Source organism: Escherichia sp. AM3, from assembly GCF_032029835.1.
GTDB classification, from domain to species: domain Bacteria; phylum Pseudomonadota; class Gammaproteobacteria; order Enterobacterales; family Enterobacteriaceae; genus Escherichia; species Escherichia coli.
Genome location: NZ_JAVUPQ010000001.1, coordinates 38,435 through 60,913 on the forward strand (window position 1 = coordinate 38,435; position 22,479 = coordinate 60,913).

The window sequence follows — 22,479 nt, forward strand, 5'->3', positions numbered from 1 at the left end:
GCATCCGGCGTTATCACCGGGCGTATTCTTTTTGAATCCCATCACAAACCCCGCACTCCCCTTTTCCCTTTTCTCCGGCGACGGCTAAATTAGAACTCATCCGACCACATAACAATTATTTTACATACTGGACAATTTTATGAGCTACCCGTCGCTGTTCGCCCCGCTGGATTTAGGTTTTACCACGTTAAAAAACCGCGTGTTGATGGGCTCAATGCACACCGGGCTGGAGGAATACCCGGACGGTGCCGAGCGGCTGGCAGCGTTTTATGCCGAACGCGCCCGTCACGGCGTGGCGCTGATTGTCAGCGGCGGCATTGCACCAGATTTAACAGGCGTTGGCATGGAAGGTGGCGCAATGCTCAACGACGCCAGCCAGATCCCACACCATCGCACCATTACCGAAGCGGTACATCAGGAAGGCGGCAAAATAGCCCTGCAAATTTTGCATACCGGGCGCTACAGCTACCAACCGCATCTGGTCGCTCCCTCCGCATTGCAGGCCCCCATCAACCGTTTCGTTCCTCACGAACTCACCCATGAAGAGATCCTGCAACTGATCGACGATTTCGCCCACTGCGCGCAACTGGCACGGGAGGCAGGATACGACGGTGTAGAGGTAATGGGGTCCGAAGGGTATTTGATCAACGAATTTCTGACGCTGCGCACCAATCAGCGTAGTGACCAGTGGGGCGGCGATTACCGCAACCGGATGCGATTTGCCGTAGAAGTAGTGCGTGCGATGCGCGAACGCGTCGGCAACGACTTCATTATTATCTACCGACTGTCGATGCTCGACCTGGTCGAAGACGGCGGGACTTTTGCCGAAACGGTAGAGCTGGCGCAGGCCATTGAAGCGGCGGGCGCGACCATTATCAACACCGGCATTGGCTGGCATGAAGCACGTATTCCGACCATTGCCACGCCCGTGCCGCGCGGCGCATTTAGCTGGGTCACGCGCAAACTGAAAGGCCACGTCTCGCTGCCGCTGGTAACCACCAACCGGATTAACGATCCGCAGGTTGCCGACGATATTCTCTCGCGCGGCGATGCCGATATGGTATCGATGGCACGACCGTTTCTTGCTGATGCGGAACTGCTGTCAAAAGCGCAATCGGGGCGAGCCGATGAGATCAACACCTGCATTGGCTGCAATCAGGCCTGCCTCGATCAGATCTTCGTTGGCAAAGTCACCTCGTGCCTGGTGAATCCTCGCGCCTGCCACGAAACCAAAATGCCAATCCTTCCTGCCGTGCAGAAAAAAAATCTGGCGGTGGTCGGTGCGGGACCTGCTGGGCTGGCGTTTGCCATTAACGCGGCGGCGCGTGGGCATCAGGTAACATTGTTTGATGCCCACAGCGAGATCGGCGGGCAGTTTAATATCGCCAAACAGATCCCCGGCAAAGAGGAGTTTTACGAAACGCTGCGCTATTACCACCGGATGATCGAAGTGACGGGCGTGACGCTGAAACTCAATCACACCGTGACGGCGGATCAGTTACAGGCGTTCGATGAAACGATCCTCGCCAGTGGGATCGTGCCGCGCGTTCCGCCTATCGACGGGATCGATCATCCGAAGGTATTGAGTTATCTCGATGTACTGCGCGACAAAGCGCCGGTAGGCAACAAGGTTGCCATCATCGGTTGTGGCGGGATTGGTTTTGATACGGCGATGTATTTAAGTCAGCCGGGCGAATCCACCAGCCAGAATATCGCCGGGTTCTGTAATGAGTGGGGGATCGACAGCAGCCTACAACAGGCTGGTGGCTTAAGCCCGCAGGGAATGCAGATCCCGCGTAGCCCACGGCAAATTGTGATGCTCCAGCGCAAAGCCAGCAAACCAGGACAGGGGTTAGGCAAAACCACCGGCTGGATCCATCGCACCACCCTGCTCTCGCGGGGTGTGAAAATGATCCCAGGCGTAAGTTATCAGAAGATTGACGATGACGGGCTGCATGTGGTGATCAACGGCGAAACGCAGGTATTAGCAGTGGACAATGTGGTGATCTGCGCAGGGCAAGAGCCAAACCGCGCGCTGGCGCAACCGCTGATTGATAGCGGGAAAACTGTGCATTTAATTGGCGGCTGCGATGTGGCTATGGAGCTGGACGCACGACGGGCAATTGCCCAGGGAACACGGCTGGCGCTGGAGATTTAAATCGTTATTTGAAGCGCCGGATGCAACGCATCCGGCACGTCGCGTTAATCAATAAACAAGGCGGGAGAAATGCCGAATCGCGTTGCCAATTTTTTAGCGTGTTCCAGCGTTAATTTCCTCTTCCCGCTCAAAACGCGTGACACCATAGATTTACTGCCAATTTCCGGCAGATCGGAAAGGGTTAAACCATATTGATCCATAAGGGTACGAATCACGGCTATACCGCCAGGCATGGCTTGAGCCATGGCATTAAATTCCGCAAATTCGGGCGCTGATTCTTCCCACGCGGTTATTTTGGCACACACCAGATCCAGCAAGGGGTTTTCAGGAGCGTTGAGCAGCAGATGATCTACCAGTTCCAGCGCCTGGGTGTATTGTTCCTCGTTCTGAATACCCGCCAGAAAAGGTGCCACCGCAGTTAGCTTTTCTCCTGCTTGCAAGATGTCGGCAATCGCAATCATTTTTTCCCCTTAGTACGATGAACAGCGGTAAAGAAATCGTATTCTTTATGCGTCATAACTTCACGTATGTAGCACTTTTGCGATTCAAAAAAGACCATTGCTACAACACGTAATTCATTGCCCCCAACATTGAAAACATAATGCTTATCCAGATATTTGAAGTTATCCAGAGATGGGAATACTGCTTTTAATGACTCAGGTTTTTTGAAATATCCCTTAGCAATCGTGTTCCCTAGAGCCACCAACTCCGTTTTATGTTGCGGGTATTTTTCCGCAGCATCTTTCAATGCTTTTTGAGTTATCAGGTGCATTCTTCATCACGTCCGTTGACAAATTGGCAATATGATAACATCCGTTGACAGATTGGCAACGGATGAATTTATCTGTGTGACGGAAGAATAAACGTAGAAAAACGCTAAACAAGAGAATGTAGAGGATGGTGAGAGGGATTTTTTGTTTTATGGAAGCGCGATTCCAGAACTGGGCAGACATTGCCGGATGCGACGCTTGCCGCGTCTTATCCGGCCTGGGAGTAACGTGCTGAACGTAGGCCGGATAAGGCGTTAACGCCGCATCCGGCAGGTAACTCCCAATCTTACCGACGACGCCCCAGCTTCACTGTTTTCAGCACCACAAATTTATTATTCGTGGCGATGGTGGTGCAGTTGCCGAAAATCTTCTTCAGTTTATGGAAGTAATCCAGGTGACGGTTGGCAACGATATACAGTTCGCCGTTGATTTTCAGGCAGCGGCGGGCGTGGTGGAACATCTCCCAGGCGACGTTATCGGTCAGCGCATGTTGCTGATGAAACGGCGGGTTGCAGAGCACAGCATTAAAGCGGAAAGGCTCCACTCCGGAGAGCGCGTTGTTGATCATAAACTCGCAGCGATCCAACGCCTCTGGCATGTTGGTTTCAACATTCATTCGGCTGGAAGCGACCGCCATCGGCGATTCATCGACAAACACCACTTTCGCCTGCGGGTTTTTATCAAGCAGCGTCAGGCCAATAACGCCGTTACCACAGCCGAGATCGACAATCTCACCTTCGAGATTCTCTGGCAGATGTTGCATAAAGAAGCGTGCGCCAATATCCAGCCCGGTGCGGGAGAAGACATTCGCATGGTTGTGGATAGTCCAGTCAGTACCTTCCAGCTTCCAGCTAACGGTCTGCGGCGCATCGGCCAGCGGCGGTTCATTGAAAGTGCAATTAATCAGGCGCGCTTTTTTCCATGCCAGCGTAGTGGTGGTCGGTCCGAGCACTTTCTCGAACAGCTCCAGCGTGGAAGTGTGAATGTCACGGGCTTTGGCACCGGCAATAATACGTGTATCCGACGTGACCACTTTGCGCAGCGCACGCAGTTGCTGTTCCAGCAATGCCAGTGTTTTCGGCACTTTGATCAGCACCACACCCGGCTGTTGCGGGTAGTCGGCGGTGCTGTCGAGAAACTTCACGCTCGACTCATCAATCCCGTTTAGGCGTAAATTCTCGCGCGTCGCCAGTTCACTGATGTATGAGTCGCCAATGCTGTACGGCTTATGTTCCGCCAGCGCACAACTTAACGCACCAAAGGCATCATTCAGGATCAACACCGGGCCGCGGATTTCTGTGTCGTCCAACTGTTGCAGCAAATATTCATCCGCCGCTTCCCACGCCTGTAGCGGGTTAACGTCATCCGTCGCCGGAAAACGTTGCAGTGTCAGTGAACGGAAACCGTTGTCTAAGTGGCTCATCGGCCCTCCTGAATGATAAAATTTCGACGTTGCCCCTGAAAAGGGTGCGTGAGTATACCCTTTTTCTCTTTTTCGTGGGTGGTTATGAGCAATCTTACTTATCTTCAGGGTTATCCCGAGCAGCTACTTTCCCAGGTGCGAACGCTGATTAACGAACAGCGTCTGGGCGATGTGCTGGCAAAACGCTATCCGGGAACACACGACTACGCCACCGATAAAGCCCTCTGGCAATATACTCAGGATCTAAAAAATCAGTTTCTGCGCAATGCCCCGCCGATCAATAAAGTGATGTATGACAATAAGATCCATGTGCTAAAAAACGCGCTCGGGTTACATACCGCTGTTTCTCGTGTGCAGGGCGGCAAGCTGAAAGCAAAAGCAGAGATCCGCGTCGCTACTGTGTTTCGCAACGCGCCGGAACCGTTTTTACGTATGATCGTGGTGCACGAACTGGCGCACCTGAAGGAGAAAGAGCATAACAAAGCGTTTTACCAGTTGTGCTGCCATATGGAGCCGCAGTACCACCAGCTTGAGTTCGACACCCGGCTGTGGCTAACGCAGTTGTCGCTTGGGCAGGACAAAATCTGAAAATGATGTCAGGCGTTATCTTTTCTTTCTTTAGCGCCTAAAATCGACCTCCCCCCTTTCGTTAAGGATAACGACCATGCAGCCCCGCCTTCTTCTCCGTATTTGTTTTTCTCGCCGGACTCTTAAGATTGGCTGTTTGTTGTTGCTTATAGCAGGAGCGACCATTTTTATTGCCGATCGCGTTATGGTCAACGCCAGCAAACAGCTGACCTGGAGCGATGTCAACGCAGTTCCGGCGCGTAACGTGGGCTTATTGCTGGGGGCCAGGCCGGGTAATCGCTACTTTACCCGACGTATTGATACCGCAGCAGCGTTGTACCACGCCGGAAAAGTGAAATGGCTACTGGTAAGTGGCGATAACGGACGTAAAAATTACGATGAAGCCTCAGGTATGCAGCAGGCTTTGATCGCTAAAGACGTACCGGCAAAAGTGATCTTCTGCGACTATGCCGGATTCTCAACGCTGGATTCGGTAGTGCGTGCCAAAAAGGTTTTTGGTGAAAACCATATCACCATTATCTCGCAAGAATTTCATAATCAACGCGCCATCTGGCTGGCAAAACAGTACGGCATCGACGCTATCGGTTTTAACGCGCCAGACCTCAATATGAAGCACGGTTTTTATACTCAACTGCGGGAGAAACTCGCTCGTGTCAGCGCCGTGATTGACGCCAAAATCCTCCATCGCCAGCCGAAATATCTCGGGCCTTCGGTCATGATTGGGCCGTTTAGTGAGCATGGCTGTCCGGCGCAGAAATAATGCGTATCTGCGCACGTCGAAGATGAAAAAGGCGTGCTACATTGACGACAGAATCCCTTTATGGAGTATCCACGCGTTATGATACGTTTCGCTGTGATTGGTACGAACTGGATCACTCGCCAGTTCGTCGAGGCCGCCCATGAGAGCGGTAAATACAAGTTAACCGCCGTATATTCCCGCAGCCTTGAACAGGCCCAGCACTTCGCCAATGATTTTTCTGTCGAGCATCTGTTTACCTCGCTGGAAGCGATGGCGGAAAGCGATGCCATTGACGCGGTGTATATTGCCAGCCCGAATTCCCTGCATTTTTCCCAGACACAACTTTTCCTTAGCCATAAAATTAATGTGATTTGCGAGAAACCGCTGGCGTCGAATCTGGCGGAAGTGGATGCCGCCATTGCCTGTGCGCGGGAAAATCAGGTGGTGCTGTTTGAGGCATTTAAAACCGCCTGCCTGCCGAACTTTCATTTGTTGCGCCAGGCGCTGCCGAAAGTCGGCAAACTGCGGAAAGTCTTTTTCAACTATTGCCAGTATTCCTCGCGGTATCAACGTTACCTGGATGGTGAGAATCCCAACACCTTTAATCCGGCATTCTCTAACGGTTCAATTATGGATATCGGTTTTTACTGTCTGGCGTCGGCGGTGGCGTTATTTGGTGAGCCGAAAAGCGTGCAGGCAACCGCCAGTTTGCTGGCAAGCGGCGTTGACGCCCAGGGCGTGGTGGTGATGGATTACGGTGATTTCAGCGTCACCTTGCAGCACTCAAAAGTCAGTGATTCTGTCCTGGCGAGCGAGATTCAGGGCGAAGCAGGATCGCTGGTGATTGAAAAACTGTCTGAATGCCAGAAAGTGTGCTTCGTGCCGCGTGGCAGCCAAATGCAGGATCTCACCCAGCCGCAGCATATTAATACCATGCTCTACGAAGCAGAGCTGTTCGCTACCCTGGTGGATGAGCATCTGGTGGATCATCCAGGGCTGGCGGTCAGTCGCATCACCGCCAAACTGCTGACCGAGATCCGCCGCCAGACTGGGGTGATTTTTCCGGCAGATAGCGTAAAACTATAATTGCCAAAGTAAAACAGTGTAAAAGGTATGTAACAGACCATTGACTGGCTGAATGGTCTGTCATACTTTGTTACCTGCAAAGGGGAGTAACTTCATTGCCGGTCGATCGTCATTACGATGTGTGAAAAACCACATCCGGTCACCGGGCAACCCGAAAGGAATACGCAGACGTATTCCTTTTTTGTTGTAAGTGAGACCTTGCCGGAAGGCGAGGTCTATGCATAAAAAGCAGCGGCTGACGTCTTCCGACGTTGGCCGTTTTTTTATGTGTAAGGAACTTCTATGAATACTGTCGGCACGCCGTTGCTATGGGGCGGATTCGCTGTTGTTGTCGCCATTATGCTGGCTATCGACCTGTTGTTGCAGGGGCGTCGTGGGGCACATGCCATGACCATGAAACAGGCTGCGGCCTGGTCGCTGGTCTGGGTGACGCTGTCGTTACTGTTTAACGCCGCTTTCTGGTGGTATCTGGTGCAAACCGAAGGTCGCGCCGTTGCCGATCCACAGGCACTGGCCTTTCTCACAGGTTATCTGATTGAGAAATCGCTGGCGGTCGATAACGTCTTTGTCTGGCTGATGTTGTTCAGCTATTTCTCTGTTCCGACGGCATTACAACGCCGCGTGCTGGTGTATGGCGTGCTCGGGGCGATTGTTCTGCGTACCATCATGATCTTCACTGGCAGCTGGCTAATTTCGCAGTTCGACTGGATCCTGTATATCTTCGGTGCCTTCCTGCTGTTTACCGGCGTGAAGATGGCGCTCGCCCATGAAGATGAATCAGGCATTGGCGACAAGCCGCTGGTGCGCTGGCTACGCGGTCATTTGCGCATGACCGACACCATCGACAACGAGCATTTCTTTGTGCGTAAGAATGGATTGCTGTACGCCACACCGCTGATGCTGGTACTGATTCTGGTGGAATTGAGCGACGTGATTTTCGCCGTGGATAGCATTCCGGCTATCTTCGCCGTGACCACTGACCCGTTCATTGTGCTGACCTCAAACCTGTTTGCGATCCTCGGCCTGCGTGCGATGTATTTCCTGCTGGCGGGCGTAGCAGAGCGTTTCTCGATGCTCAAATATGGCCTGGCGGTGATTCTGGTGTTTATCGGTATCAAGATGCTGATTGTCGACTTCTACCATATTCCAATCGCCGTCTCGCTGGGCGTGGTGTTTGGCATTCTGGTGATGACGTTTATTATCAACGCCTGGGTGAATTATCGGCATGATAAGCAGCGGGGAGAATGATTCGCTGTATATTAAGCCATTCCTAGAGATAACTCATTCCAGACAAAGGTGAGCTATTAATTATGTAATCGGCTTGTAGCTCTTTACAAAAAGACCGCACGGGTGTTGGTGGCGTCAAAATCGCCGAAGCGTTCCCTGGAGGCCGGGGCGACGCGCATGGATGCGCGGCGAGGGCGCATCTTACAGGGACGTTCCCTTGCGCCCGACCCGGTAGCCGCAAGGGATAAGCTGAGGGAATCGCGCAGCGGCGATTTTGTTCGCCAGAGCCTGGGGGCGCAGGGGGCGGCGGCGATTGGCCGCCCCCTGCGCGCTCCCTGCGCCAGTGACTTTATATGGCATAGCACATTAAAGGAGCGCAACCGTTCTCATATTCCAAATAGTTTTGCCCATATGTTATCTAATCAGCCTTAGTAGCCAGTCCTTCCCTCTGTTTATGTCAAACAAATGTAACAATTAAGTTGCAAAACATGACCTCTCTTTAAAATCCAGCATTTTTCGCTTCCCGAAGCTGTAACTTTCCTTATACTCGACCTTGCAAACACTTTGTTACATCCTGAAAGATGCGTCGACAGAACGCACCAGGGATGTGCGACAACACAATGAAAGGATCGAAAAATGACTACGCAACGTTCACCGGGGCTATTCCGGCGTCTGGCTCATGGCAGCCTGGTAAAACAAATCCTGGTCGGCCTTGTTCTGGGGATTCTTCTGGCATGGATCTCAAAACCCGCGGCGGAAGCTGTTGGTCTGTTAGGTACTTTGTTCGTCGGCGCACTGAAAGCTGTTGCCCCCATCCTGGTGTTGATGCTGGTAATGGCATCTATTGCTAACCACCAGCACGGTCAGAAAACCAATATCCGCCCTATTTTGTTCCTCTATCTACTGGGCACCTTCTCTGCTGCTCTGGCCGCAGTAGTCTTCAGCTTTGCCTTCCCTTCTACCCTGCATTTATCCAGTAGCGCGGGTGATATTTCGCCGCCGTCAGGCATTGTCGAAGTGATGCGCGGGCTGGTAATGAGCATGGTTTCCAACCCCATCGACGCGCTGCTGAAAGGTAACTACATCGGGATTCTGGTGTGGGCGATCGGCCTCGGCTTCGCACTGCGTCACGGTAACGAGACCACCAAAAACCTGGTCAACGATATGTCGAATGCCGTCACCTTTATGGTGAAACTGGTCATTCGCTTCGCACCGATTGGTATTTTTGGTCTGGTTTCTTCTACCCTGGCAACCACCGGTTTCTCCACACTGTGGGGCTACGCGCAACTGCTGTTCGTGCTGGTTGGCTGCATGTTAATGGTGGCGCTGGTGGTTAACCCATTGCTGGTGTGGTGGAAAATTCGTCGTAACCCGTTCCCGCTGGTGCTGCTGTGCCTGCGCGAAAGCGGTGTGTATGCCTTCTTCACCCGCAGCTCTGCAGCGAACATTCCGGTGAATATGGCGCTGTGTGAAAAGCTGAATCTGGATCGCGATACCTATTCCGTTTCTATTCCGCTGGGAGCCACCATCAATATGGCGGGCGCAGCAATCACTATTACCGTGTTGACGCTGGCTGCGGTTAATACGCTGGGTATTCCGGTCGATCTGCCCACGGCGCTGCTGTTGAGCGTGGTGGCTTCTCTGTGTGCCTGTGGCGCATCCGGCGTGGCGGGGGGGTCTCTGCTGCTGATCCCACTGGCCTGTAATATGTTCGGTATTTCGAACGATATCGCCATGCAGGTGGTTGCCGTCGGCTTTATCATCGGCGTATTGCAGGACTCTTGCGAAACCGCGCTGAACTCTTCAACTGACGTGCTGTTCACTGCGGCAGCTTGCCAGGCAGAAGACGATCGTCTGGCAAATAGCGCCCTGCGTAATTAATTGTTTAACCCCTTTCGTCTACGGCGGAAGGGGTTTTCTCAACTTTAAACGGATCAATTCCCCTTTTCTGCATCCGCCAGAAACGAATGATATTCAGGCCATTCATAAGCAGAAAACTACCCTCAATCATCGTGCCGCCTATCGACCCCGCCCAGAAGTTGTGAATCACCCAGCAACACGTTGAAAACCACATTACGCAGCGCATGGTCAGCCCTTTACAGCGGAATAGCGCCCAGGTACTGACAATCGTGCCGATAACCGGCAATAGTTCGACAGGATGATGGAACTTCGCGAGGCCAATTCCGCCAGTCAGCACAATAAAAATCGCCATTACCCATAAGCTGCGCGTGCGTAAGGTAATCAATGTACGAATGGCATTAAGGATGGCACTGGCACCAGCGGGATAGGTGCCCAGAAGAAAAAAATGTACGCCAATAACGGCGCTATAGACCGAAAGCTGCTTTTTGAAGCGACGTTCGTCACGATTGAAAAATGTTGTGATACCAATCAGAAAGGCGATGACACCCACGCCCTGGGCCAGCCAATACGCGGTCATGATAAATCCTTAGCAGGTATGGAAAAGCAAACGGCGCTTCACATTATGAAACGCCGTTTTTTATTAACAACTCATTTCGACTTTATAGCGTTACGCCGCTTTTGAAGATCGCCAGTTCGCGGAAGTCGTTACGCTCGTTACAGGTTTGCTTACCGTTGGCAAACTCAACGATGGTGTCGATAAATTCTTCCAGCAACTGCGGCATCGCTTTACCGTGGATCAACTGACCCGCGTCAAAGTCGATCCAGTGTTTTTTCTTCGCCGCCAGTTCACTGTTGGTGGCGATTTTCACCGTCGGCACAAATCCACCATACGGCGTGCCACGACCAGTACTGAACAGCACCATATGGCAGCCCGCACCCGCCAGGGCGCTGGTCGCTACGGCATCGTTACCCGGCGCACTTAACAAGTTCAGCCCTGGCGTTTTCAGACGCTCGCCGTAACGCAGCACGTCAACCACGACGCTGGAACCCGCTTTCTGGGTACAGCCAAGTGATTTGTCTTCCAGCGTGGTGATACCGCCCGCTTTGTTCCCCGGCGATGGGTTTTCATAGATCGGCTGATCATGGGCAATAAAGTACTGTTTGAAGTCGTTGACCATGGTGACCAGTTTTTCAAACGTTGCTTCGTCGCGGCAATGGTCCATCAGCAACTGCTCTGCGCCAAACATCTCCGGCACTTCGGTCAGTACGGTAGTACCGCCGTTAGCAATCACGTAGTCAGAGAAACGCCCCAGCATCGGGTTCGCAGTAATACCAGAAAGACCGTCAGAACCACCGCACTCCAGACCAAACTTCAGTTCGCTGAGTTTGCCTGGCTCGCGTTTATCGTTGCGCATCACGTTATACAGCTGATGCAAATGCTCGATTCCGGCTTCGATCTCATCATCCTGCTGTTGGCAGATCATGAAATGAACGCGTTCAGGATCGATATCGCCCAGCGTTTCACGGAATGCGGCAACCTGGTTGTTTTCACAGCCCAGACCAATCACCAGCACTGCGCCTGCGTTCGGGTGGCGCACCATGTTTTGCAGCATGGTGCGGGTATTAATGTGATCGTCGCCCAGCTGTGAGCAGCCGTAGGTGTGGCTGAAGAGGAACACGCCGTCGGTACCTTCGGCGTTGTTGGTTTCTTTCAGGAAACGATTTTGGATCTGCCGCGCGATGCCGTTGACACAGCCCACGGTTGGCAGGATCCACAGCTCATTACGCACCCCGACATCGCCGTTAGCGCGACGATAGATCTGCACTTCACGATCTGCCGCTTGCGCAGGCAGATCCTGAAAATCAGGTTGATAGCGATACTGATCCAGATCGCTCAGATTCGTGCGCGTATTGTGGGCGTGAACGTGTTCCCCCGCCGCAATATCCGCCAATGCATAACCAATCGGCAGGCCATATTTGATGACGTTGGCCCCTTTTGCGATATTCGTTAACGCAAATTTATGTCCACGAGCAACATCCTGGCGCAGCCTAACAGTTTGGTTATCGACACTGACTTCTGTGCCTTCAGCCAAATCCGCTAAAGCGACCGCGACGTTATCCAGCGCATGGATCTTGATGTATTGCATATCAACCCCAGACCTTAGTTCAGTTCAATGGCGAAGTAGTCACGCGCATTGTTAAAGCAAATATTTTTCACCATCTCGCCCAGCAGGTTGATGTCCGCCGGTGCTTCGCCCGCTTCCACCCAGCGACCGATCATCTGGCACAGAATGCGGCGGAAGTATTCGTGACGGGTGTATGACAGGAAGCTACGGCTGTCAGTTAGCATACCGACAAAGCGGCTCAGCAAACCGAGCTGCGCCAGTTGGGTCATCTGACGTTCCATACCGTCTTTCTGATCGTTAAACCACCAGCCGGAACCGAACTGCATTTTGCCCGGCATACCTTCGCCCTGGAAGTTACCGATCATGGTGCCCAGCACTTCGTTATCGCGCGGGTTCAGGCAGTAGAGAATGGTTTTCGGCAGCAGGTTTTCTTCATTCTGCTTGCTCAGCAACTTAGACAGCTCTTCCGCCATCGGACGGTCGTTGATGGAGTCAAAGCCTACATCCGGCCCCAGCAGTTTGAACTGACGCAGGTTGTTATTACGCAGCGCGCCAATGTGGTACTGCTGTACCCAGCCGCGACGTGCATATTCGGCACCAAGGAACACCAGTACCGCAGTTTTGAACTGCGCCACTTCGTGCTCGCTCAGGGTTTCGCCAGCCAGACGGCGCGCCAGAATGCTGTCCAGTTCCGCTTCGTTCGCTTCAGCAAACATCACCACATCCAGCGCGTGGTCAGACACTTTACAGCCGTGAGCGGCGAAGTGATCCAGACGTTTGGTCAGGGCAGTTTGCAGGTCAGCAAAGCGGCGAATGTCGGTATCGGAAACTTCGCCCAGCTTCGCCATGTAGTCGTTAAAGGTCGCCTGTTCGATGTTGAAGGCTTTGTCCGGACGCCAGCTCGGCAGCACTTTGATGGTGAAAGAGCCGTCTTTGGCGATCTCTGCGTGATGCTCCAGAGAATCGATCGGGTCATCGGTGGTGCCGACCATTTTCACGTTCATCTGCTGCATGATGCCGCGCGCGGAGAAGTTATCCTGCGCCAGCAGTTCGTTACATTCGTTCCAGATTTCATCGGCAGTTGACGGAGAAAGCAATTTGCCAGTGATACCAAACGGACGGCGCAGTTCGAGGTGCGTCCAGTGGTATAACGGGTTGCCGATAGTGTGCGGAACAGTCGCCGCCCAGGCGTCAAATTTTTCACGGTCAGACGCATCACCGGTACACAGACGCTCGGCCACACCGTTGGTACGCATAGCGCGCCATTTGTAGTGATCGCCTTTCAGCCAGATGTCATACAGGTTTTTAAAACGATAGTCTTCCGCAATCTGCTGCGGCGGCAAATGGCAATGGTAATCGAAAATCGGCTGGTCTTTTGCGTAGTCGTGATACAGACGGCGGGCAAATTCGGTATCTAACAGGAAATCTTCAGTCATAAACGGAGTCATTTTCGTCTTCCTCTCAACGAGTGAGCTAGCTTGCTTATGGTGCGATGCTGACAAAGTTATCACACCAATTTCCAGAGTCCGAAGATATTTTCGTGAGTTAGATCAATAAACGTAGTTAAAAAAATTACTCTCAAAGTGGTAAATCTCGCTGCAGGCCGCGCCAGTACTGGCCTCGCTGTCGTCAGGTAATGTCCCTACAAATATTCGCACATTTGTGATGGCTCTCACCTTTTAAAGTTGTATGACAAGTTATCTTTCTGCCGTCGCAAATCATAAGTCGACGGAATGCAAATTGCCGATTCATTCATTTGTTAGATGAATCGGGTTAACCGGTACGGAAGCCGAATTAGCACGAAACTTTCATGGCAACGTTCGGGGCGTGCCGGTTTTTTTTCGGTTACCCGGTCGTAACTAACATCTTCAGCCTCTGGCGGGATGATGGCCGCGCTTCCTGCGGATATAACAAAACGATGAGGTTTTACATGCGTAAAATTAAAGGGTTACGTTGGTATATGATCGCACTGGTGACGCTCGGCACCGTGCTTGGTTACCTGACGCGTAACACTGTGGCGGCAGCTGCGCCAACTCTGATGGAAGAGTTAAACATCTCCACCCAACAGTATTCCTATATCATCGCAGCCTATTCTGCTGCTTATACGGTCATGCAACCGGTAGCAGGTTATGTACTGGATGTGCTGGGTACGAAAATCGGTTATGCAATGTTTGCTGTGCTGTGGGCCGTGTTCTGTGGTGCAACCGCGCTGGCAGGTAGCTGGGGTGGCCTGGCTGTTGCTCGTGGTGCGGTCGGTGCCGCGGAAGCAGCGATGATCCCGGCGGGTCTGAAAGCCAGCTCCGAATGGTTCCCGGCGAAAGAGCGTTCCATCGCAGTAGGCTACTTTAACGTAGGTTCTTCGATTGGTGCGATGATTGCGCCGCCGCTGGTGGTATGGGCAATCGTAATGCACAGCTGGCAGATGGCATTTATCATCTCCGGTGCATTGAGCTTTATCTGGGCGATGGCATGGCTGATTTTCTATAAACATCCGCGCGACCAGAAGCATCTGACCGATGAAGAACGCGACTATATTATTAATGGTCAGGAAGCCCAGCACCAGGTGAGCACGGCGAAGAAAATGTCCGTTGGTCAGATCCTGCGTAACCGTCAGTTCTGGGGTATCGCGCTGCCGCGTTTCCTGGCAGAACCGGCCTGGGGTACTTTTAACGCGTGGATCCCGCTGTTCATGTTTAAAGTTTACGGCTTTAACCTGAAAGAGATCGCGATGTTCGCCTGGATGCCGATGCTGTTTGCTGACCTCGGTTGTATCCTCGGTGGTTACCTGCCGCCGCTGTTCCAGCGTTGGTTTGGTGTGAACCTGATCGTTTCCCGTAAGATGGTCGTAACGCTGGGTGCAGTGCTGATGATTGGCCCGGGTATGATCGGCCTGTTCACCAACCCGTATGTCGCAATTATGCTGCTGTGTATCGGTGGTTTTGCCCACCAGGCACTGTCTGGCGCGCTGATTACGCTCTCTTCCGATGTGTTTGGTCGTAACGAAGTGGCAACGGCGAACGGTTTAACCGGGATGTCCGCATGGCTGGCAAGTACGCTATTTGCGCTGGTTGTCGGTGCACTGGCTGACACCATCGGCTTCAGCCCGCTGTTCGCAGTACTGGCAGTGTTCGACCTGTTAGGTGCGCTGGTTATCTGGACCGTGTTGCAGAACAAACCGGCGATTGAGGTGGCGCAGGAAACACATAACGATCCCGCACCGCAACATTAACATTTAACGTAAGTTGTAATGACGAAGCCGCCTTATCAGGCGGCTTCGTTGTTTATATAGACAAAAGCGTTTGTCCGGTTTGCAGGGTTAATTGATGGTTGGCAAGGAAGGCGTAAAGATTACCGACAATTTCCCCATGTAATATCCAGCCTGTTTGTCCATCACGCTAAATTTTTCTACTGCCAGCGTTAATGGCGTTGGCACACACATTACGGCATAGCGGATCCCTGGCAATACGACCGGACGCACACGTTTCAGGTTAATGCTGTTCCAGACCATATTTTCATTATTGCGCACATCAATTTGCCCACCGGTTTCCGGGTTGTACATTTTGACCCGGTAATCAATGCGTTCTCCCTCGTCGGTGGTGGTTCCTCCCTGACGATAGATAGAGAAGTCACCGTCTCTGCGCCCTGCGGCGGGTCGCCCTTCATCTTTGAGCATGATTTCATAACTGATGGCATTACCGTTAAAACCATCGTACAAGCACATGTCCAACATGGTCAGATCTTGCGCGTAGTTGCTGCCATTAACGCTCCCTGTTGGATGCAAGTCTAACTGCACCCGTGGCGTGGCGTGGGCGAACTCCGGGAAGAACACGTCGATATGGTTGGGGTCGAGAACATTAAGCTTAATATCAGCCTGATAATCTGTTGCCGGGTAGCTAAAATGGAGTTTAACTTTCCCTTCCCATAAACCGCCAATCGGCAGTTTCTTCATTTCTTCTTGCTCAATATACAGAGTTAAAACTTTTGTTTTAGCCAGATAACCAACGTTATTAATCGTATCTTTACATTGATAACCCGTCCCATCATCCAGCCTTTTCTTATCGTACCACCCCTTACACGGTCCGTCCTCCCACACCTGAACTGTCATATACCCTTTCAGTTTAACCGGCCAGCGCATACCGCTGCGTTTTTCAGTTAGATAAATTTGCACGACAGAAGTATTACCTGCTGATGTACAAGTCTGCTGTGAATCAGGGTAGCTACATTGAAAAAATGAAAATGTTGTACTGTAACTCACCTCCGGTGGGGGCTCCTCATTCCAGAAGTAATAATCCGCTCTGCCAGATGCCAAATCGTACGTAATTTCACTGGTCACGTTAGGAGCTGCCTGAACGCCAGTAACCGCACCACACAAGCCCAATATCGCCGCAATCAATCGATTTCTCATGGTGCAACCTCCCTTTGCGCCGTCTGAACGTTTCCACGTAATTTAGGCTGTTTCAACTGTGCCTGAACCTGAATGGACTCCGGTAATTGTGAATAAGTCACCACACTACATGTGACATCTCCGCTGTAACGAATGCTGGCGCGTTTCTTTACAACACTCAGCGGACACTTAAGGAATTGCTGCCCGGAAAGCAGATATAGCTCTTTTTCGCTACCGTTAATTTCAAGTGTAAATCCGCCATCTTCAGCTACCAGTAACATGGCGCTATTCAGACCAACCAGCGGGAATTTCTCTACCGATGCTGGTAATAACAAGCGACCGATATAGTTGTAATTAAAGCTGGCAGACACTTCGCGATAGCGCAGTTTGCCAGGCAACAACATTAATTCACGATTCCCCGCACCGTTAATGATGTTTGTTGTCCCTTGTTGATTGCCCTGGCTACTGTCGTTAACCTCAACAAAACCAGACTGAAATCCAGGATAAGGGAACAACACACTGTCGCTTTGACCAAGCTGCAACGTTCGGCTGCCTGCCACCCGCGCTTCGAGTTGCAGATCCTGACTCTCTTCATCCTGTTCAGAGAAGCCTTTCACATCCACCAATACCGCACCCAGCAAATCGTCTGTACCACTGGCACCCAAATTAACGCCATAGCGACTGACAGCCAGTGTAGAGCTGTAAGTCCCCGTAAAGGCCGAGAGATGATCATGATTCTTACGGTCATAACTGTCAGATACGGTAGCGTAGACATTTCCGTATTGACCATCCCAACGCCCGTTAACCGCGCTGTTTATGGTATCGGTGTTCAGGCCCCCAACGGTTACGCCAAGTTCTTTATGGCTGAATGAATCGTTATAAAAAGTATGGGATAACTGCCATGACGTTTGATCGCCATCCTGATCGCTATAACGATAATCCGTAGAAACATTGGTTGAATGGCTGTTGTTATTGCTGTCCATCGTTGGCGTGTCAGATAACGAAAACGATAAGTACAAGCCGTTGTCGTCGTTATCGCCACCGTTGTCATTACGATGGAAAACACCAACCGAAGTACTCAAGATCCAGTCACGCATCACAAAAGCGCGGGAAGCGCTAAGTTGTACAGTTTCGGAGATACTTTGCGCAGTTGTCTGGCGAAGATAGTTATTTTCAAAGCTCTGCTGTTTATCCCAACGCAAACTATCATCAGTGTTATTTTGTGTGCGGGAATAACCCAGCATCATATTCCAGCCGACAAAATTCTGTGAAACCGTCGCGGAAATACTTTCATAACAGCTTAAGGCGTTATAGCTCTCTCTGCTGTCGGTTGCACAAGCATCGCCGTCAGAGTTGGTCCGATAAAAGCCCAACGTCGGCCATCCCGAATTACTCCAGTTGGCCTGTTGCATATCACCTTTGCCGCCGTCATCGTTACGGAACACGCTGGCGCTGATTGCAAGATTCCCTGCCCCGCCTAAATTTGCCGTCCAGTCATTACCTAACTCGAAAGCACTCACATTATCGGCATTCGCCAGCCCTGCGTAGAGCTCATATTGCGGATGTAATGGCAGGCGTACCCCCAGTTGATAAGCTGAACTTTCATCATCAGAAGCCTGTGATGTAGTTTTACCTGCCTGTAAGAACCATTGCGCATTTCCGTCCGTCAGACCGCCTGTTTTGGTAAACGGTACTAGCTCGGTGCGGGTGAGTTGGTTATTTTCATAGACTTTTAACGCTACGCTATAGCTACCCGGCGGAAAGGAACTGGTATCAATAAATTGCGAACCACTATTGAGATAAAACGATCCCAGAAGTTGCTCATTACGATAAGCGTCAACACGAGAATTGCGCGAAAGCAGGACCATTACCGGGGTTCCCTGCTGGCTTTGCGCCTGGTTTAAATAGCTAAGAGTCGACCCGATACGCATCCCGTCGATTGCACCGAGTGGCAAAAAGTTAAAGGTAAAGTTCCCGCCTTGTGCATTAAATAGCGTGCGGTTGTCCATGCGCCCCGCCTGCACATAATAACGACGTAAAAAATCATAACGATAATAGAGATCGCTGACATCAGCATTACTGTCACTGACATCATCTGCATCATAACCGTTGAAATTCCAGTGTGCACCAATATAGCTATTTTCTGTTATTCCCAGCGCACCGTTTCCCTGAATAGACAACGATTGGTAATCATCCTGTGCCAGAACATTGATGTCTTGCTGATGTATAAAAGCGTTAACCGTATTTTTGTCTGGATTTAAATATAATGACTTCGCATCGAAAGCTGAATTCCATTGCGGATTAATAAACAACGTTGCCGAACTTTCTTCATCATTATAGATTATTTCCAGCGTATCGGTATTCAGAAAACCACACCCTGAGTCAGTACGTACATAACCGCAAGCCAATTCACCGTGGCGAGCTAGCGGCTGCGATAATTTTTCTTTCACTATATGCGCGATTTTCTGATCGTCGACATCCAGTTCCAGCTTGTTATATAAACTTGCTGGATCAAGAAATGTTACGGTATCAAGATTAACCATTGCATAATATTTACCGAGATTTTTCCCTGAAAAATAAACCTCGATATACTCCTGCTGTCCCTGAGCAATAACCTCAAACCCTGCGGGGATTTTGGTTAATGCCGCCTCTGCCGGGCTGAGACTCGCCAGGATCAAAAGAGCCAGTAATTTTTTATCCATGGCAATCCTGAAATCCATAACAAATACTAAAACAGTTAAAATAAAGGAGGGCTAGCCCCCCTTTGTTATGTGTTAATTCTGTTATCCGGATTAGATATCCTGAGACAGATAAATGCTTACTACGCCACGGTAGATACCTGTTTCCAGAACACCTTTGGTGGTTTGAGCAAACATCAGATTTTTAGCCAGAGAACCATTAGTTAACGCATCGGAAGCAAAGATTTTGGTTGCGGTAAAAGTGGTTGCCGCATCAGCTTTAATTTCTTCGCCGCCCCAGGTTACTGTCAGCGGAACAATCTTGCTAGCGTCCAGGCTTTGAACCAGTTGCGCCGGGGAAACTAACTGCATTTTTACATCTTTGGTAACGTCGTTAGACCAGATTTTGGTCATTAACTGGTAAGATTGCAGACCCTGACCCGGCAGATATTGCATTTCTACTGCTTTCGGCAGCGCAGTGTTATCGGTCTGTGTCATATCCAGAGCGGCATCAACGTTAGCCGTTACAGTGATATCCTTTTGTACTGCTAATGCGGAGCCTGCAACAGAAAACATCGCTGCGACCAGAAGAGATTTTGCAAATACCTTTTTCATTACTATTCCTTCGTTTATTACAATGATAATTAATGGACCGCCAGTTCAAACTCGCCATTATCTTTGGTGATCCAGTTATTATATTTGACAACGATTTTGTCGTAGCCAGATATGCTTTCAAGATTTCTTTCCTGACCAGGGAAGATATTTTTATTTACAGTCTGTATCTTACAATTTTCTTTGCTATTATTTTTACAATAAGCGATCGTTAAAATCTTTAAGCGTTGATTCCCTGCATTAACTAATTTTTGGGCAGCATTTACTTCTAACTTAGCAATAGGTTGCTGAGGTGGGACACTAACAACAATCCCCCAAATTAAGTTAACTGTTAACTGCATAGAGAGATCTTTTTTATCCGTGGCAACGTCATCAATACTGGGAACCGCTTCAAATTTAACGCGATAATTTTTTTCTTTTTGCTCTGGTTCCATTGCAACAAAGCGCACAGTCTTACTGCTACCCGCTGGCAGCGCAAACTTAGGCGGCATCACTACAAGATGAGTGGCATCTCCGGATTTTATTTCAACTTCCTGCTCTTGAGGCGTTGAAGGATTATCAATACGAAATACCGTCGCTTTTATATATTGAACTTCATTACTTTTAGATATTACGCGAACGTTACCTTCCCCCTGACTATTAATGGAAACAGCCATAGGATAAACAGTCATATTTGACTGTGCAAAAAAAGGAGCGAACACGAATAAAAGCGGCGTAAGCCGTGATAAGAGATTAATTTTCGCCACCATATAGATTTGATCTTACAATATTGATTCAAAAAAGTTAGTGCATTAGATGTGTATATTTATTGTAAGTCAACATGAAAAAGTATTTTTAGTTAATATTAAATTTAAAAGCGAAAAATTAACTTACTGAAATATAGCAATTTTCACAATAGAGACACTTCATTTTTAGGAATTTATAAATATTCACAATCTTGATTAAATACATTATTTCAATCATCAAATTTATATATCAACAATGGCATACCCATAAATAAAGTGGTATGATAACTTTGTCCGCATTCCACTCCGGGAGACGCATATGGAAATCACTGAACCACGCCGTTTGTATCAACAACTTGCCGCTGACCTGAAAGAGCGCATCGAACAGGGCGTCTATCTGGTGGGTGATAAACTGCCTGCCGAGCGCTTTATTGCCGATGAAAAGAACGTCAGCCGTACGGTAGTTCGTGAAGCCATCATCATGCTGGAAGTTGAAGGCTATGTCGAAGTGCGTAAAGGTTCAGGTATTCACGTGGTTTCCAACCAGCCGCGCCATCAGCAGGCTGCGGACAATAATATGGAATTCGCCAATTACGGTCCGTTTGAGTTGCTCCAGGCTCGCCAACTCATCGAAAGTAATATTGCCGAGTTCGCAGCAACTCAGGTAACGAAACAGGACATCATGAAATTGATGGCCATCCAGGAGCAGGCGCGCGGCGAACAATGCTTCCGTGATTCCGAGTGGGATTTGCAGTTCCATATTCAGGTAGCCCTGGCGACGCAGAACTCCGCCCTGGCGGCTATCGTTGAAAAAATGTGGACCCAGCGTAGCCATAACCCGTACTGGAAAAAACTGCACGAACACATTGATTCCCGTACCGTCGATAACTGGTGTGATGACCACGATCAAATCCTCAAGGCGCTGATTCGCAAAGATCCTCATGCTGCTAAGCTGGCAATGTGGCAGCACCTGGAAAACACCAAGATCATGTTATTTAACGAAACCAGCGACGACTTCGAGTTCAATGCCGACCGTTATCTGTTCGCCGAAAACCCGGTAGTGCATCTCGATACGGCCACCAGTGGCAGTAAATGAAATACCTGTCCGACAGGCGCTGCGACGCGCCTGTTTGTCTCGTCGGTAAGCGAAAAGTATAAAGTGTCAGCCTGTGTAAATCCTCTCGCCACCCTCCCCTGCATTCAGCAAAATCAGACTCCACGGACATGTAATTTTGATAACGAACAACGTTGACCTTTGTTACAATTAGATTCAATTTGAATTTATGTTTTTGAATGCTTTCTTATCTCACGATTTAACAGGGAATAGTTCAGGCTGTGTTGATGTATCAAACCCGCAGAACATACCAAAACAGCAATAACATTGCGGTAGTGCATCTTTTAAAACCAGCGTGGCGTTAACCGATTCACCAGGAATAATGAATGGAACTTTTGACCCAATTGCTGCAAGCCCTGTGGGCGCAGGATTTTGAAACCCTGGCCAATCCGTCGATGATTGGCATGTTGTATTTTGTCTTGTTTGTAATTTTGTTCCTTGAAAACGGCTTGCTTCCGGCGGCCTTTTTACCGGGCGACAGTTTACTGGTATTGGTCGGCGTGTTGATTGCGAAAGGCGCGATGGGCTATCCGCAAACGATTCTGCTGCTGACCGTTGCCGCCAGCCTCGGCTGCTGGGTCAGCTATATTCAGGGGCGATGGCTGGGCAATACCCGCACCGTACAAAACTGGCTATCTCATTTACCCGCGCATTATCATCAACGCGCACACCATCTTTTTCATAAACACGGTTTATCGGCGCTGTTAATTGGTCGCTTTATTGCGTTTGTCAGAACACTGCTGCCGACGATTGCCGGGTTATCAGGGCTGAATAACGCGCGCTTTCAGTTTTTCAACTGGATGAGCGGTCTGCTGTGGGTATTGATCCTGACAACTCTGGGTTACATGCTCGGCAAAACGCCGGTATTTTTAAAGTACGAGGACCAGCTGATGTCATGCCTGATGCTGCTCCCGGTGGTGCTGCTGGTGTTTGGCCTGGCAGGTTCTCTGGTCGTGTTATGGAAAAAGAAATATGGAAATCGGGGGTAA

At 50.2% G+C, this 22,479-nt stretch carries 20 protein-coding genes; 10 read left to right on the forward strand and 10 right to left on the reverse strand.

All coding sequences use genetic code 11. From position 1 onward, the window contains the following. Positions 1 to 139: 139 nt before the first annotated feature. Positions 140 to 2,158 (forward strand): NADPH-dependent 2,4-dienoyl-CoA reductase, encoded by a 2,019-nt coding sequence (fadH, locus tag RTW80_RS00165; protein WP_096967493.1) that lies wholly within the window; start codon positions 140 to 142, stop codon positions 2,156 to 2,158. Between the two features lie 44 nt (positions 2,159 to 2,202). On the opposite strand, the gene higA is transcribed toward fadH, so the two are convergent. The 3 genes from higA to rlmG form a co-directional block, all read right to left on the reverse strand. Beyond that, positions 2,203 to 2,619, reverse strand: a complete 417-nt coding sequence (higA, locus tag RTW80_RS00170; protein WP_000560255.1) for a type II toxin-antitoxin system antitoxin HigA — start codon at positions 2,617 to 2,619, stop codon at positions 2,203 to 2,205. Further along, on the reverse strand, positions 2,616 to 2,930 hold the full coding sequence (higB, locus tag RTW80_RS00175; RefSeq protein WP_000550189.1) for a type II toxin-antitoxin system toxin HigB: 315 nt from the start codon (positions 2,928 to 2,930) through the stop codon (positions 2,616 to 2,618). The genes higA and higB overlap by 4 nt, the downstream gene beginning before the upstream one ends. Before the next feature lie 284 nt (positions 2,931 to 3,214). Continuing rightward, complete coding sequence (gene rlmG / locus RTW80_RS00180) at positions 3,215 to 4,351, reverse strand: 23S rRNA (guanine(1835)-N(2))-methyltransferase RlmG (protein WP_000018690.1); 1,137 nt, start codon at positions 4,349 to 4,351, stop codon at positions 3,215 to 3,217. A gap of 84 nt (positions 4,352 to 4,435) precedes the next feature. On the opposite strand from rlmG, the gene RTW80_RS00185 reads away from it, so the two are divergent. From RTW80_RS00185 to sstT, 5 genes are all read left to right on the forward strand, one after another. After that, a complete protein-coding gene (locus RTW80_RS00185; RefSeq protein ID WP_001295542.1) occupies positions 4,436 to 4,939 on the forward strand; it encodes a M48 family metallopeptidase in 504 nt (167 codons plus the stop codon). A 76-nt stretch (positions 4,940 to 5,015) separates the two neighbouring features. Continuing rightward, entirely contained in the window at positions 5,016 to 5,699 is a 684-nt protein-coding gene (locus RTW80_RS00190) for a vancomycin high temperature exclusion protein (RefSeq protein WP_001183041.1), read from the forward strand. 78 nt (positions 5,700 to 5,777) lie between these two features. Beyond that, positions 5,778 to 6,764, forward strand: coding sequence for a Gfo/Idh/MocA family protein (locus RTW80_RS00195; protein ID WP_000617698.1), 987 nt, complete (start codon positions 5,778 to 5,780; stop codon positions 6,762 to 6,764). Positions 6,765 to 7,046: 282 nt separating this feature from the next. Next, positions 7,047 to 8,012, forward strand: coding sequence for a TerC family membrane protein Alx (gene alx, locus RTW80_RS00200; protein WP_001098816.1), 966 nt, complete (start codon positions 7,047 to 7,049; stop codon positions 8,010 to 8,012). Positions 8,013 to 8,627: 615 nt separating this feature from the next. Continuing rightward, complete coding sequence (sstT, locus tag RTW80_RS00205; RefSeq protein WP_000211650.1) at positions 8,628 to 9,872, forward strand: serine/threonine transporter SstT; 1,245 nt, start codon at positions 8,628 to 8,630, stop codon at positions 9,870 to 9,872. Between the two features lie 4 nt (positions 9,873 to 9,876). On the opposite strand, the gene RTW80_RS00210 is transcribed toward sstT, so the two are convergent. From RTW80_RS00210 to uxaC, 3 genes are all read right to left on the reverse strand, one after another. Next, positions 9,877 to 10,428, reverse strand: coding sequence for a YgjV family protein (locus RTW80_RS00210; protein ID WP_000128138.1), 552 nt, complete (start codon positions 10,426 to 10,428; stop codon positions 9,877 to 9,879). Between the two features lie 82 nt (positions 10,429 to 10,510). After that, positions 10,511 to 11,998 carry an altronate dehydratase gene (uxaA, locus tag RTW80_RS00215; RefSeq protein WP_001199352.1) on the reverse strand — a complete coding sequence of 496 codons (1,488 nt, stop codon included), beginning with the start codon at positions 11,996 to 11,998 and terminating at the stop codon, positions 10,511 to 10,513. 14 nt (positions 11,999 to 12,012) lie between these two features. Beyond that, positions 12,013 to 13,425, reverse strand: coding sequence for a glucuronate isomerase (gene uxaC / locus RTW80_RS00220; protein WP_000187442.1), 1,413 nt, complete (start codon positions 13,423 to 13,425; stop codon positions 12,013 to 12,015). 482 nt (positions 13,426 to 13,907) lie between these two features. On the opposite strand from uxaC, the gene exuT reads away from it, so the two are divergent. Continuing rightward, the gene (gene exuT, locus RTW80_RS00225; RefSeq protein ID WP_001226465.1) at positions 13,908 to 15,206 is read left to right on the forward strand and encodes a hexuronate transporter ExuT; all 1,299 of its coding nucleotides are present in this window, start codon (positions 13,908 to 13,910) and stop codon (positions 15,204 to 15,206) included. An 87-nt stretch (positions 15,207 to 15,293) separates the two neighbouring features. Here the strand turns inward: exuT and RTW80_RS00230 are convergent, their stop codons facing one another. The 4 genes from RTW80_RS00230 to RTW80_RS00245 form a co-directional block, all read right to left on the reverse strand. Then, complete coding sequence (locus RTW80_RS00230; protein WP_001352146.1) at positions 15,294 to 16,382, reverse strand: CfaE/CblD family pilus tip adhesin; 1,089 nt, start codon at positions 16,380 to 16,382, stop codon at positions 15,294 to 15,296. After that, complete coding sequence (locus tag RTW80_RS00235; RefSeq protein WP_000358646.1) at positions 16,379 to 19,063, reverse strand: TcfC E-set like domain-containing protein; 2,685 nt, start codon at positions 19,061 to 19,063, stop codon at positions 16,379 to 16,381. The genes RTW80_RS00230 and RTW80_RS00235 overlap by 4 nt, the downstream gene beginning before the upstream one ends. A 90-nt stretch (positions 19,064 to 19,153) precedes the next feature. Next, entirely contained in the window at positions 19,154 to 19,654 is a 501-nt protein-coding gene (locus tag RTW80_RS00240; RefSeq protein ID WP_000755097.1) for a CS1 type fimbrial major subunit, read from the reverse strand. 29 nt (positions 19,655 to 19,683) lie between these two features. Continuing rightward, positions 19,684 to 20,400, reverse strand: coding sequence for a fimbria/pilus periplasmic chaperone (locus RTW80_RS00245; RefSeq protein ID WP_000225857.1), 717 nt, complete (start codon positions 20,398 to 20,400; stop codon positions 19,684 to 19,686). Positions 20,401 to 20,695: 295 nt separating this feature from the next. Between RTW80_RS00245 and exuR the strand changes: the two genes are divergently transcribed. The 3 genes from exuR (at position 20,696) to yqjA (ending at position 22,479) form a co-directional block, all read left to right on the forward strand. Beyond that, complete coding sequence (gene exuR / locus RTW80_RS00250; RefSeq protein WP_000406488.1) at positions 20,696 to 21,472, forward strand: transcriptional regulator ExuR; 777 nt, start codon at positions 20,696 to 20,698, stop codon at positions 21,470 to 21,472. 239 nt (positions 21,473 to 21,711) lie between these two features. Continuing rightward, positions 21,712 to 21,795 (forward strand): protein YqiM, encoded by an 84-nt coding sequence (gene yqiM / locus RTW80_RS00255; protein ID WP_211180508.1) that lies wholly within the window; start codon positions 21,712 to 21,714, stop codon positions 21,793 to 21,795. Between the two features lie 21 nt (positions 21,796 to 21,816). Continuing rightward, positions 21,817 to 22,479, forward strand: a complete 663-nt coding sequence (gene yqjA / locus RTW80_RS00260; RefSeq protein WP_000422149.1) for a DedA family general envelope maintenance protein YqjA — start codon at positions 21,817 to 21,819, stop codon at positions 22,477 to 22,479.

Bases quoted from the DNA above. Each gene is read 5' to 3' on its own strand.
- fadH (WP_096967493.1), top strand. From the start codon at position 140: ATGAGCTACCCGTCGCTGTTCGCCCCGCTGGATTTAGGTTTTACCACG.
- higA (WP_000560255.1), bottom strand. From the start codon at position 2,619: ATGATTGCGATTGCCGACATCTTGCAAGCAGGAGAAAAGCTAACTGCG.
- higB (WP_000550189.1), bottom strand. From the start codon at position 2,930: ATGCACCTGATAACTCAAAAAGCATTGAAAGATGCTGCGGAAAAATAC.
- rlmG (WP_000018690.1), bottom strand. From the start codon at position 4,351: ATGAGCCACTTAGACAACGGTTTCCGTTCACTGACACTGCAACGTTTT.
- RTW80_RS00185 (WP_001295542.1), top strand. From the start codon at position 4,436: ATGAGCAATCTTACTTATCTTCAGGGTTATCCCGAGCAGCTACTTTCC.
- RTW80_RS00190 (WP_001183041.1), top strand. From the start codon at position 5,016: ATGCAGCCCCGCCTTCTTCTCCGTATTTGTTTTTCTCGCCGGACTCTT.
- RTW80_RS00195 (WP_000617698.1), top strand. From the start codon at position 5,778: ATGATACGTTTCGCTGTGATTGGTACGAACTGGATCACTCGCCAGTTC.
- alx (WP_001098816.1), top strand. From the start codon at position 7,047: ATGAATACTGTCGGCACGCCGTTGCTATGGGGCGGATTCGCTGTTGTT.
- sstT (WP_000211650.1), top strand. From the start codon at position 8,628: ATGACTACGCAACGTTCACCGGGGCTATTCCGGCGTCTGGCTCATGGC.
- RTW80_RS00210 (WP_000128138.1), bottom strand. From the start codon at position 10,428: ATGACCGCGTATTGGCTGGCCCAGGGCGTGGGTGTCATCGCCTTTCTG.
- uxaA (WP_001199352.1), bottom strand. From the start codon at position 11,998: ATGCAATACATCAAGATCCATGCGCTGGATAACGTCGCGGTCGCTTTA.
- uxaC (WP_000187442.1), bottom strand. From the start codon at position 13,425: ATGACTCCGTTTATGACTGAAGATTTCCTGTTAGATACCGAATTTGCC.
- exuT (WP_001226465.1), top strand. From the start codon at position 13,908: ATGCGTAAAATTAAAGGGTTACGTTGGTATATGATCGCACTGGTGACG.
- RTW80_RS00230 (WP_001352146.1), bottom strand. From the start codon at position 16,382: ATGAGAAATCGATTGATTGCGGCGATATTGGGCTTGTGTGGTGCGGTT.
- RTW80_RS00235 (WP_000358646.1), bottom strand. From the start codon at position 19,063: ATGGATAAAAAATTACTGGCTCTTTTGATCCTGGCGAGTCTCAGCCCG.
- RTW80_RS00240 (WP_000755097.1), bottom strand. From the start codon at position 19,654: ATGAAAAAGGTATTTGCAAAATCTCTTCTGGTCGCAGCGATGTTTTCT.
- RTW80_RS00245 (WP_000225857.1), bottom strand. From the start codon at position 20,400: ATGGTGGCGAAAATTAATCTCTTATCACGGCTTACGCCGCTTTTATTC.
- exuR (WP_000406488.1), top strand. From the start codon at position 20,696: ATGGAAATCACTGAACCACGCCGTTTGTATCAACAACTTGCCGCTGAC.
- yqjA (WP_000422149.1), top strand. From the start codon at position 21,817: ATGGAACTTTTGACCCAATTGCTGCAAGCCCTGTGGGCGCAGGATTTT.